Source organism: Stappia sp. ICDLI1TA098 (genome assembly GCF_054880955.1).
This window is the reverse complement of sequence record NZ_JBTZBT010000002.1, coordinates 692029-704232: the sequence shown is the minus strand read 5'-3', so window position 1 is coordinate 704232 and position 12204 is coordinate 692029. Positions and strand designations below refer to the sequence as shown.

9 protein-coding genes are annotated in these 12204 nt (G+C 66.7%); 5 read left to right on the top strand and 4 right to left on the bottom strand.

Annotation, left to right across the window (positions count from 1 at the left end; translation table 11 throughout):
• Positions 1–29: 29 nt before the first annotated feature.
• On the bottom strand, positions 30–1586 hold the full coding sequence (locus ACSLUQ_RS13505) for an ABC transporter substrate-binding protein (RefSeq protein ID WP_417772005.1): 1557 nt from the start codon (positions 1584–1586) through the stop codon (positions 30–32).
• A 259-nt stretch (positions 1587–1845) separates the two neighbouring features.
• Here ACSLUQ_RS13505 and ACSLUQ_RS13500 point away from each other — a divergent pair, with 259 nt between their 5' ends.
• The 5 genes from ACSLUQ_RS13500 to ACSLUQ_RS13480 are packed head-to-tail and all read left to right on the top strand — an operon-like array spanning position 1846 to position 7635.
• The gene (locus ACSLUQ_RS13500) at positions 1846–3165 is read left to right on the top strand and encodes an NAD(P)H-dependent oxidoreductase (RefSeq protein WP_461808821.1); all 1320 of its coding nucleotides are present in this window, start codon (positions 1846–1848) and stop codon (positions 3163–3165) included.
• 1 nt (position 3166) lies between these two features.
• Positions 3167–4195, top strand: a complete 1029-nt coding sequence (locus ACSLUQ_RS13495; protein WP_417772007.1) for a thiamine pyrophosphate-dependent dehydrogenase E1 component subunit alpha — start codon at positions 3167–3169, stop codon at positions 4193–4195.
• A 1-nt stretch (position 4196) separates the two neighbouring features.
• Positions 4197–5210, top strand: coding sequence for an alpha-ketoacid dehydrogenase subunit beta (locus ACSLUQ_RS13490; protein WP_417772008.1), 1014 nt, complete (start codon positions 4197–4199; stop codon positions 5208–5210).
• 2 nt (positions 5211–5212) lie between these two features.
• Positions 5213–6646 (top strand): acetoin dehydrogenase dihydrolipoyllysine-residue acetyltransferase subunit, encoded by a 1434-nt coding sequence (locus ACSLUQ_RS13485; protein WP_461808820.1) that lies wholly within the window; start codon positions 5213–5215, stop codon positions 6644–6646.
• Positions 6647–6675: 29 nt separating this feature from the next.
• Entirely contained in the window at positions 6676–7635 is a 960-nt protein-coding gene (locus tag ACSLUQ_RS13480) for a sugar-binding transcriptional regulator (protein ID WP_461808819.1), read from the top strand.
• 32 nt (positions 7636–7667) lie between these two features.
• On the opposite strand, the gene ACSLUQ_RS13475 is transcribed toward ACSLUQ_RS13480, so the two are convergent.
• From ACSLUQ_RS13475 to ACSLUQ_RS13465, 3 genes are all read right to left on the bottom strand, one after another.
• The gene (locus ACSLUQ_RS13475) at positions 7668–8180 is read right to left on the bottom strand and encodes a hypothetical protein (protein ID WP_461808818.1); all 513 of its coding nucleotides are present in this window, start codon (positions 8178–8180) and stop codon (positions 7668–7670) included.
• 7 nt (positions 8181–8187) lie between these two features.
• Positions 8188–8820, bottom strand: a complete 633-nt coding sequence (locus tag ACSLUQ_RS13470) for a LysE family translocator (protein WP_417772012.1) — start codon at positions 8818–8820, stop codon at positions 8188–8190.
• A 210-nt stretch (positions 8821–9030) separates the two neighbouring features.
• Positions 9031–12177: a multidrug efflux RND transporter permease subunit gene (locus tag ACSLUQ_RS13465; RefSeq protein ID WP_461808817.1), complete on the bottom strand. Its 3147-nt coding sequence runs from the start codon at positions 12175–12177 to the stop codon at positions 9031–9033.
• Positions 12178–12204: the final 27 nt, after the last annotated feature.

The window sequence follows — 12204 nt, the reverse complement described above, 5'->3', positions numbered from 1 at the left end:
GGCTTTCTGATGCCAGTTGTGTCATCGGATCAGAACGGCAGGGCCTTGCCGGCACCGACATACATGCCCGGCGCGACATCGGCATAGGAAACGGGACCATTGCCGCCCGAGAAGCCGTTCTTTTCCATGATGGACTTCCATGCCGACTGGCCGTTCTCCAGCGCTTCCTTGGCCGAGATCTGGCCGGTGACGGCGCGGTTGATCTCGTTGCCGAGCACCTGTTCCATCTCGAACATGCCGGGCAGGCGCGGAGCGCACCAGGCGTGGTCGAGACTGTCGGCCCACACCTTCGCCGGCTGGCTGACCGCGCGCAGGCGCTCGTTCGCCAGCACCGACTTGTAGCCCGGACCGACGCCGTTGGCATTGGCCTCGTTCATGGCCATGATCGAGGAGGTGGTCAGGAAGGCGAGCATCAGGAACGCGCCTTCCGGGTTCTGCGAGGTCGCCGCGACGCAGGAGGTCGAGCCGGCGATGTTCGGCGGGGCGAAGACGCCGCCCTCGATGCGCGGCTCGTAGATCGTGACGAAGTCGCCGACGATCTTCGACTGGTCCGGGCGCATCGCCTGGGTGCCGCTGTCCTGCCAGGAGACCGAGGAGGCGAGCTGCCCGCCGAGCCAGGCGGCGCGATTCTCGCCCCAGCCGGCGCCGGCCGTGCCCTCGATGGCGTTCTTCTGGAGCGCCATGATGATGTCCATCGCCTTCATGCCGGCGTCGCTGGTCAGCATCGGGTTCCAGTTTTCATCGAAGAGCTGCAGGCCGGCCTGGGCGGCGATGTGCTCCCACGTGTAGGTGGCCCAGAAGCCGCGCGCCAGCATCAGTCCAACGCCGGCGACGCCGCCGCCGAGCTTGTTGGCCTCGGCGGAGATGCGGATCAGCTCGTCATAGGTCGGAACCGAGTTGGCCCGGTCGATCTCTCCGCCCAGGATCGGCTCCATGATCGACTTGCGCAGATGCACCATCTGGATGTCGCAGTCGAAGGGAATGCCGACGAGCTGGCCGCCGAAGTAGCCGTAGTTCAGCCGGTAGGTGTCATAGAAGTCGTCGAGCGGCAGGTTCCACTTGGCGGCATAGTCGTCGAGCGGCGCCAGGAAGCCCGGCGCGGCGAAGTCGCCGAGCCAGGGCGAGAAGAACTGCAGCGCGTCGAAGGAGGCGTTGCCGGAAATGAACTCGGCGACGGCCTTGTCGTAGAAGCTGTCGTCGGGGATCGGGACGAGCTCGACCTTGATGCCGGAGAGCTGCTCGAAGGGCTTCAGGCCCTCCGCCGCCGACTCCTGGTCCGCCGCGCCGATGGCGAAGCGCACCGTCTTGCCGGCCTGCTCGGTGCGGACCTTCTCCCAGTCGACCGTGCGGATCCAGTCCTTGGCCGGATCCCACAGCGGCTCGTTGGTCATGTCGTAGAGCTTGCGGTAGTCCTCGCGCACGTAGCCTTCGACCGAGATCCCGTCGAGAACGGACTGGATGTCGGGAAGCCCGGACTGGGCGAAGGCGGGCAGCTTGAGCCCCATGGTCGCGCCCGAGGCAAGCCCCAAGGCCGCGCCGGAGCGCAGGAACGAGCGACGGGAAACCCCCGTCTTCAGCATTGTCATTTCGTGCATCCTCCCAAGTGTCAGTAAAGCAGGTGCCCTGCTGCCCGACAAGCCGCTGCGGGGCGCGTCTTCCTCATGTCGCGCCCGGCCCGTCCGGGACCAGATGTGAACTTTCGTTACACAAAATGATAATGTGTGCATGACAAATCCGTGTCAACAGGATTTGAATTGGTAGATATGCTGCGTTGCAGCGTGAACTTTTGATTGACAGAAAAACAGATGTGCATACCTTTTCGTCACGGACTGGAGGAGAAAAAGCATGCCCACGAATGTCGCCCTGGCGGGTCTCGCCCGCGATCTGGCCACCCGCGCGGAAGCTGGAAAGCCGATCCGCATCGGGCTTGTCGGCGCTGGCGAAATGGGGACGGACATTGTCAGCCGCGTCGCCCACATGCAGGGAATTGCCATCGGCGCGATCAGCGAGCCGAAGCCCGGCGCGGCCGCCAAGGCGGTGGAGATCGCCTACGGCGACAAGCAGCGTTCCGTTGCGGCGACGACGCCTGATGCCGCCAACAAGGCGATGGAACAGGGCCGCGTCGCCGTTACCGAGGACGTCAACGTGCTGCTCGAATCGGGGTTGATCGACGTGGTCGTCGACGCCACCGGCATTCCCGCTGTCGGCGCCGAGATCGGCCTGGCGGCGATGGAGCGCGGCAAGCATCTCGTCATGATGAACGTCGAGGCCGACGTCACCATCGGTGCCTATCTGCGCGCCGAGGCCGAGCGGCTTGGCGTCGTCTATTCGCTCGGCGCCGGTGACGAGCCGTCGAGCTGCATGGAGCTGATCGAGTTCGTGTCGGCCATGGGTCACCGCATCGTCAGTGCCGGCAAGGGCAAGAACAACCCGCTCAACATCGACGCGACGCCGGATGCCTACGAGGAAGAGGCGGTGCGGCGGCACATGAACCCGCGCATGCTGGTCGAGTTCGTCGACGGCTCCAAGACCATGGTCGAGATGGCCGCCATCGCCAACGCCACCGGACTGGTGCCCGACAAGCCGGGCATGCACGGCCCCGCCTGCTCGCGCGAGGACCTCAACAAGGTGCTGGTTCCCGAAAGCGCCGGCGGCCTGCTGTCGTCGGCCGAAGGGCGTGTCGACTACACCATCGGCAAGGGCGTCGCGCCGGGCGTCTTCGTCGTCGCCGAGATGGACCATCCGCGCATCTGGGAGCGCATGGAAGACCTGAAGATGGGCAAAGGGCCCTATTTCACCTTCTTCCGTCCCTACCACCTGACCTCGCTGGAGGTGCCGCTCACCTGCGCGCGCGTCGTGCTCTACGGCAAGGCGGACATGGTGCCGATGGCCCGGCCCGTCGCCGAGGTCTGCGCCGTCGCCAAGCGCGATCTTCAGCCGGGCGAGACGCTCGACCAGATCGGCGAGTACTGCTACCGCGCCTGGATCATGACCGTCGAAGAGGCGCGCGCCGCCTCGGCCACGCCCTGCGGCCTGCTTGCCGGGGCGAAGGTCACGGCGCCGATCCGCAAGGGCGAACTCATCACCTCCGCCAACGCGGCCGTCCCCGCCGACAGCCGCATCGCCGCGCTGCGCGCGCGCCAGGACGCGATGCTGGGACTTTGAGATGACAGCGACAGAAAAGACCGGCGAGGCTGACAACCGGCCCTTCGCCATTCGTTCCTACGCACCCGAGAAGCTGCGCGAGGCGCTGCGGCGCATGTATCTGATCCGCCGCTTCGAGGAAGGGGCGGAGGAGAGCTACATGCGTGGGCTGATCCACGGCACCATGCACCTGTCGATCGGGCAGGAGGCAAGCGCCATGGCCACCTGCATCGAGCTCGGCGATGCCGACAAGATCACCTCCACGCACCGTGGCCACGGCCATTGCATTGCCAAGGGCGCGGATGTGGGGCGCATGTTCGCGGAGTTCTTCGGCAAGGAGACGGGCTATTGCCACGGGCGCGGCGGATCCATGCACATCGCCGATGTGGCGACGGGCAACCTCGGCGCGAACGGCATCGTCGGTGGCGGCCTGCCCATCGCCGTCGGATCGGCGCTGTCGTCCAAGCGCCTTGGCCGGCCGGACGTGACCATCTGTTTCTTCGGCGATGGGGCCAACAACGAGGGAGCCTTCCACGAGGCGCTCAACATGGCCTCGATCTGGAAACTGCCGGTCGTGTTCGTCTGCGAGAACAACAAATACGGAATGTCGACCTCGGTGGAGCGCTCGACGGCGGTCGCGCGGATCTCTGAGCGGGCAAGCGCCTATTCGATGCCCGGCGTTACCGTCGACGGCAATGATTTCTCGGCGGTCGCCGAGGCGGTCCACCAGGCGGTCGCCCGGGCGCGGGCGGGCGAGGGGCCGAGCCTCGTGGAAAACCTCACCTACCGCTGGCGCGGGCATTCCAAGTCCGACCGCAATCGCTACCGGACGAAGGAGGAGATCGAGGAGTGGATGGCCGGCGATCCGATTCAGCGTTTCCAGAAGGAACTGATCGCCCACGGCATTCTCGACGAGGCGGGCGCGGGCGAAATCGCGGAGAGCGCGGAACGGACGGTTCGCGAGGGCATCGAGTTCGCCAAGGCGAGTGCTGCGCCCGATCCGGCCGATCTTGCCGCCCATGTCTATGCCGACAGCCATGCCGGGGTCTGAGATGAACAAGACTGTGCAGGCGGACGAGGTCCGCACGCTTTCCTATGCCGAGGCTATCCGCGAGGCGATGGCGCTGGCGCTCGAGAGCGATCCGGCGGTGGTGCTGATGGGCGAGGACATTGGCGTCTATGGCGGCGCCTTCCAGGTGACGCTGGATCTGGTCGAGCGTTTCGGTCCGGAACGGGTGATGGATACGCCGATCTCCGAACTTGGCGGCGCGGGTGTCGCCGTCGGCGCGGCGCTTACCGGCCTGAAGCCGATCTTCGAGTTCCAGTTTTCCGACTTCGCCGCGCTCGCCATGGAGCAGATCGTCAACCAGGCGGCGAAGCTGCGCTACATGCTGGGTGGCGAGGCCGCCGTGCCGGTCGTCTTCCGCATGCCCTCCGGCTCGGGAACCGGGGCCGCGGCCCAGCACAGCCAGAGCCTGGAAGCCTGGTTCGGCCATGTTCCGGGTCTCAAGGTGATTCAGCCTTCGACGCCGGAGGACGCCAAGGGACTGCTGCTTGCCGCCCTGGCCGATCCGGACCCGGTGGTGATCTTCGAGCACAAGCTGCTCTACAAGATGAAGGGTCACGTGCCGGCCGGCCATTACACGACGCCCATCGGCAAGGCAGCGGTGCGCCGCGAGGGCTCCGATGTCACCATCGTCGCCGCCTCGATCATGGTGCACAGGGCGCTGGAGGCGGCCGAAAGGCTCGCCGCGGACGGAATTGATTCGGAAATCGTCGATCTGCGATCCATTCGCCCGGTGGACCGCGAGACCATCCTCGCCTCGGTGCGCAAGACCGGCAAGCTGGTGCTGGTGCACGAAGGCGTGAAAAGCTACGGCATCGGCGCGGAAATCAGCGCCATGGTCGCCGAAAGCGATGCCTTCGACTTCCTCGACGCGCCGATCCTGCGTCTGGGCGGAGCCGAAACGCCGATCCCCTACAACCCGGACCTGGAGCGCGCCGCCGTGCCCCAGACCGACACGATCGAAGCCGCCGTGCGCCGGCTCGTGCGCCGCGAGGTCTGACGATGCCCGTCGAAGTCATCATGCCCAAGGTGGACATGGACATGACCCATGGCACCGTTTCCGTGTGGCACGTCGGCGAGGGCGAGACCGTGGCCAAGGGCGCGGCGCTGTTCGATATCGAAACCGACAAGGCGGCCATGGAGGTGGAGGCGCCCGCTGCCGGTCGTCTCCACCACATTGTGGCGCGCGAGGGCGATCGGGTCGCCGTTGGCGCGCCTGTCGCCTGGCTCTACGCCGAAGGGGAAACCGTCGGCGATCCGCCTGCCGCAACACCTGACGCCGCGCCCCGTGCGGCGTCATCCGACGCCGAACCCTCCCACCCCGGGGCGGCGGTGGACGCGCGCGAGGCCGCTTCGGCCGCTGGCGCTCCAGCGGCTGCGGGGATGTCGGGCGGTGGCCCGGAGGGTCGCCGGTCTCTCCCTGCCGGCGATCTTCCGGCCGCCCGTCCGGACGGCGGCATTTTGAACGGTGACCTGCGGCTTCGCGCCACGCCGGCGGCACGGGCGGCTGTCCGCGCCTGCGGGTTCGAGCTCGCCGATGTGCCGGGAACCGGCCCGCGCGGACGCATCCAGAAGGACGATGTCGCCGCTCTTGCGCGCCAGCCGTCATCGGCGGGGATCGCCGGGGCCGGGGGAGCCACCGCCTTTGCCGCGGAGCCGGGGCCGCTTGCTGTGACCCGGCGTGGCAATGGCGCCGGTCTGCCGCTGGTGCTGCTGCACGGCTTTGCCGCCGACAGCCAGTCCTGGGCACCGCTCGCCAGCACGCTGGGGGCGGAGCGCACGATCGTGCGCATCGACCTTCCCGGCCACGGCCGTTCGCCGAAGCGGCGGATTTCCGGTTTTCCCGGACTTGCGCGGATGATCGTCGAAGCCTTCGACGACGCCGTTCGCGACCTTGGACCGGTGCATCTCGTCGGCCATTCTCTGGGCGGGGCGCTCGCTCTTGCCCTTGCCGACATTCGTCCGCGCAAGGTCGCGAGCCTGTCGCTGATATCGCCCGCCGGCCTTGGCCCGGAGATCGACGCGGCGACACTGTTCGGCGTTGCCAGGGCGAGCCGCGAGGAAAGCCTGGGTCCCTGGTTGCGCCGGCTGACGGCCGAGCCCGAGGCGACAAGCGACGCCTACATCCGCGCCGCCATGGCCTCCCGGCGCGATCCGGCGCTTCGGGCGTGCCAGCTCGCCATGGCGGAAAGCCTTTTTCCCGACGGGGTTCAGGCCTTTGACCTGCGCCCTGCGCTTTCGCGGCTGGATCTGCCCGCGCAGATCCTCTGGGGGCGGCGAGATCACATCCTTCCCTTCAGGCAGGCGCTTGCCGTTCCCGGGGATTTCGGTATTCATCTGCTTGGCGGTGCGGGCCATGTTCCGCAGATAGAATGCCCTGATCGCGTCGCGCGGATCCTGACACGGCTCTTCGCCGGGGTCGCGGCCTCCGCCTGATCGGATCCGGCCGGGAAGGAGCCTTGCACATGCAGCCAGCGTCAAATGCCATCGGCGCTCAGAGCGAGGCCGATCGCCTGCGCGCGCGCGCCGTCTGGCTCTACCATGTCGAGGGCTGCACCCAGAACGAGATCGCCCGCCAACTCGGCATCAACCGGGTGATGGTGGTGCGGCTGCTTGCCGATGCCCGCCGTCGCAACGAGGTGCGGGTGACGATCTCCGCGCCGCTCGCCGAACTGGTCGAACTCGAGCGTGGCGTCGAGACCCGCTACGGCATCGCGCGGGTGATCGTCGCGCCCTTCGCCGATCCGGACGGCGATCCGGTGAAGGTGATCGCGGCGGCGGCGGGAACCTTCATCTCGTCGGAGATGAAGCCTGGCATGACGGTCGGCGTCGGCTGGGGACGCACCCTCTACAACACGCTGCCCTTCATCGTCGGCCAGACGCTCGACAACTTCCGCGTGGTGTCGCTTCTCGGCGGCATCGCGGCGGCCCGGCGCTTCAACCCGGCCGAATTCGCCTGGCAATTTGCCGAGCTTTTTCAAGGGGAAGGCTTCCTGATACCGGCACCCGCCGTGGTCGATAGCCCGGAGACAAAACACGCACTGCTGGAGCGTTGCGGCCTGGCCGCGATCTTCGAGATGGCCGACAAGCTCGACATGGCGCTGATCTCCGTCGGTGGCATCTCGACGCTGACGACAAGCTACCGGACCGGATATCTGTCGGAGGCCGACCGCCGCTCGCTGATCGATGCCGGGGCGGTGGGCGACGTTCTCTACAATTTCATCGGCGAGGGCGGCGAGACGGTCGACCACGAGGTCAACCAGCGGGCGATTTCGGTCAGCCTGTCGCGCCTGCGCCGGACGCCGGAGCGGGTCCTGATCTCCGGCGGCAAGGAAAAGCTGGTGGCATTGCGCGCCTCGATCCGCACGCTGGAGCCGACCGTGCTCATCACCGACGAACAGTCGGCGCGCTGGCTCATCGGCTAGAGCCTTCTGAAATCCCAAGTCTTTTCGTGCTTTCAACCGCCCATGGCGGCGCGCGTCGCGAAGGCGACGATGGCGATGGCGAGCACGCCGAGGGCGAGGACAAGCGGCAGCGGCAGCCGCGCCGCGCCGGTTCCGCCGTGTCGGCCCGGATCGGCGCTTCCGGCAAGGATCGCGGCGCCGATCAGCAGCAGGGCGAGCACCGTGCCGAGCTGCTCGAGCAGGCTCAACAGCGGCGGCATGGCAACCGGCGAGACCGGGAATATCCCGGCGAGATCGGCGACATAGACCGCGAGGAAGCCGAGGCCGCACAGCCCGGCGAGCCCTGGTGCGCGGATCCTTCCGGCAATCTGAAGACCCGCGATCACGAAGCTGCCGATCCCCAGAACCGTCAGGAAGATGTTGAAGGCGCCAAGCACCAGCGGGGAATAGGCGGAAAAGTCGCGCGTCTCGACGGGGCCTCCCGGCACCATCAACGTCAGGTTCGCGGCGGAAAGCGCGAGCAGCAACGTCACCGTGAGGCGGCGCGCATACGGGGACAGTGTCATGGGATCCTCAGCGCTGCGAAATCGCGACCATGGTGCCGACGCCGATGAAGGCGCCGCCCGTGACGCGGTTGAAGACACGCCCCCAGCGCTCGAGAAAGGGCGCGAGCCGGCCGGCGGCGCCGGCGAGGACAAGTTCATAGGCGAACTCGATGACGGCATAGGTGCCGGCGAAAATGGCGAACTGCACGAGCAGCGACACACCCGGCTGCATGAACTGGGGCAGGAAGGTGGAAAAGAAGATCAGCGCCTTGGGGTTCGACAGCGCCACGAGCATTCCCTGCGAGAAGGTGCGGGCCCGGCTGATCTGTCGGCTGGCACGGGGATTGCCGGTCTCCTCCTCGAGCCGCGCGGCGAAGGCGGGCGAACGCCAGAGCTTGACGCCGAGCCACACCAGATAGGCCGCGCCAATCCATTTCACCAGTGAAAACAACACCTCCGAGGTGAGCATCAGTGCGCCGAGGCCGGCCAGCGAGGCGCCGATCAGCAGCGTCACGCCGGTGATCGAGCCGAGCGCGGTGAAGACCGTGCGGGAGAAACCGTAGCGGACCCCGTGGTTGAGGCACAGCAGCCCGTTGGGGCCCGGCGTTATGGAGAGGGCGCAGGAGGCGAGAAGATAGACAAGCCAAAGGTCGAGGCTCATGACGCAGGCCTTTCTTGATAAAGCGCCTCCGCCATCCGGCCGGGCGCGGCGCACATCGCGTACAATCTATGCAATCTCGCGGCATTTCGTGCAATCGGGCGACGTGATTTTCGAAAATCTGTCTCTCGATTGCGATGAAAAAAAAGGGCCGCCGGATGATGTCTTCCGGCGGCCCTCCTCATGTCGTTGTCCGGCTTGTCCCCGGGCGGATCACTCCGCCGGTTTGCCGGAGGCGTTCGCCGTCGTCTCGGCCGTGTCATGTGTCGCGTCGCCACGGCCGACGAGGCGCATGACGAAGACGAAGAACACGGGCACGAAGAACACGGCGAGCACCGTGCCGGAGATCATGCCGCCCATGACGCCGGTGCCGATGGCGTTCTGGCTGCCGGCGCTGGCGCCGGAGGCGATGGCGAGCGGCACCACGCCAAGCGTGAAGGCGAGCGACGTCATGATGATCGGACGGAAGCGCAGGTGCGCCGCCTCGATCGTCGCCTCCATCATCGTCTTGCCTTCGGCCATCAGGTCCTTGGCGAACTCGATGATCAGGATCGCGTTCTTGGCCGAGAGGCCGACGATGGCGATCAGACCGACGGTGAAATAGACGTCGTTCGGCATTCCGCGCAGCGTGACGGCCGTGACCGAGCCGATGACGCCGAGCGGCACCACCAGCATGACGGACACGGGGATCGCCCAGCTTTCGTAGAGCGCGGCCAGCAGCAGGAAGACGAAGAGCACGCTGAGGCCGATGAGATACGGCGCCTGCGAGCCCGACTGGATCTCCTGCAGCGACTGGCCCGTCCATTCGTAGCCGAAGCCCTGCGGCAGCGCCGAGGCGAGCCGCTCCATCTCGGTGATGGCGTCGCCCGACGAATAGCCGGGAGCCGCCTCGCCGGAGATGCGGATGGAGGGATAGCCATTGTAGCCGACGATCTGAGCCGGCCCCTTCGTCCACTCCGCCGTGGCGAAGGAGGACAGCGGCACCATTCCGCCGTTCTGGTTTCTGACGGACAGCTGCAGCAGGTCCTTTGTCTGCATGCGCTTCTCCTGCTCGGCCTGGATGGTGACGCGCTGCATGCGGCCCGAGTTGGGGAAGTCGTTGACGTAGGACGAACCGAGATTGGCCGAGATCGTCGCGTTGACGTCGGAGAAGGCGATGCCGAGGGCGTTGGCCTTCTCGCGGTCGATGTGGAGGTTGACCTGCGCCGCGTCGGGCAGGCCGTCGACGCGCAGATTGGTGATGATCGGGCTGGCCGCGGCCGCCGCCATCAACTGCTCGCGCGCCTGGGCCAGCGCCTCGGTGCCCCGCCCGCCGCGGTCCTGCAGGCGGAAGGTGAAGCCGTTCGAGGTGCCCAGGCCCTGAATCGCCGGCGGCGAGAGCGCGAAGGAGATCGCGTCCTTGATCTGGAAGAGCTGGCCGTTGCCCCGGCCGGCGATGGCGCCGGCGGAATCCTCGGGCCCGCGTTCCGACCAGTCCTTCAGCGTGACGAAGGCAAGGCCCGCATTCTGGCCGGTTCCCGAGAAGGAGAAGCCGAGGATGCCGACGATGCGGGTCACCGCGCTTTCCTTGCCGAAGATGCTCTCGACCGTCTGCATCACCTCCAGCGTCCGGTTGGCGCTGGCTTCCGGCGGAGCCTGGACGTTGACGAGCAGGAAGCCCTGATCCTCGACCGGCAGGAACGAGGAGGGAAGGCGCATGAACGCCCAGCCCAGGCCGACGAGCAGGGCCAGGTAGATCACCATCATCCGGCCGGCGCGCTTCGTCATGAAGCCGACGATCCCGCCATAGCCGCGGGTCGTCTTGTTGAAGCCCCGGTTGAACAGGCCGAAGAAGCCGCGCTTCTCGTGGTGTTCGGCGGGAACCGGCTTGAGGATGCTGGCGCAAAGCGCCGGTGTGAAGGTCAGCGCCAGGAAGCCCGAGAACAGGATGGAGACCACCATGGTCAGGCTGAACTGCTGGTAGATCACGCCGACGGCGCCGGGGAAGAAGGCCATCGGCACGAACACCGCCGTCAGCACCAGCGTGATGCCGATGATCGCGCCGGTGATCTGGGTCATCGCCTTGCGGGTCGCCTCGCGTGGCGACAGGCCTTCCTCGGCCATGATGCGTTCGACGTTCTCGACAACGACGATGGCGTCATCGACGAGAATGCCGATCGCCAGCACCATCGCGAACATGGTCAGCACGTTGATCGAGAAGCCGGACGCCAGCATCACCGCGCAGGTTCCGAGCAGGGCGACGGGCACCACGAGGGTCGGAATGACCGTGTAGCGGAAGCTCTGCAGGAACAGGAACATCACCACGAAGACGAGGGCAACGGCCTCGATCAGCGTGTGAATCACCTTCTCGATCGATGCCTCGACGAAGGGCGTCGTGTCATAGGGAATGTCGTAGGTGATGTTCTCGGGGAAGAAGCGCGAAAGCTCCTCCATCTTCCCGCGGATCGCCTCGGAGGTCGCCATGGCGTTGCCGGTCGGCGAAAGCTGGATGCCGATCGCCGCGCTCGGCTTGCCGTTGAGGCGGGTCGAGAAGTTGTAGCTCTCGCCGCCGATCTCGATGCGCGCCACGTCCGACAGACGCACGGTCGAGCCGTCCGGGTTGGCGCGCAGCACCACGTCGCCGAAGGCCTCGATGGAGCTGAGCTGGCCCTTGACCTGCACGGTGGCGGAGATCTGCTGCGTGATCGGGTTTGGCTGGGCGCCGATGCGTCCTGCTGCGACCTGGGCATTCTGGGCCTGGATGGCGGCGATGACATCGTTGGACGTCAGGTTGAGGCCGAGCATCTTGTCGGGATCCATCCAGACGCGCATGGCGCGCTGGGTGGCGAACAGTTCGGCCTTGCCGACGCCGTCGACGCGGCGCAACTCGCCAATGACGTTTCGGCTGACGTAGTCGCCGAGGCCGATGACGTCGAGCGATTCATCGGCGGACGTGAGCGCGATCACCATGAGGAAGCCGGCGCCGGCCTCCTCGACGTCGATGCCCTGCTGGGTGACGGCCTGCGGCAGGCGCGACTCGACGCGGCGGATCGCGTTCTGCACGTCGACGGCCGCCTGGGAGACGACGGTGCCGGGGCGGAATGTCGCCGTGATCGAGATGCGGCCGGAGGATTCCGATGTGGATTCGAAATAGATCAGGCCTTCGACGCCGTTGATCTCTTCCTCGATCGGCCGTGTCACGCTGAGGTACACGTCCTCGGGCGAGGCGCCGGGATAGTTGGTCGAGATCTGGATCTGCGGCGGAGCCACGCTTGGATATTGTGAGATCGGCAGGAAGGGGATCGCGATCACACCGCCAAGCGTGATGAAGATCGCGATCACCCAGGCAAAGACCGGCCGGTCGATGAAAAAGGACGGCATGTCAATCCAACCTTGCAAGCTCCGTGC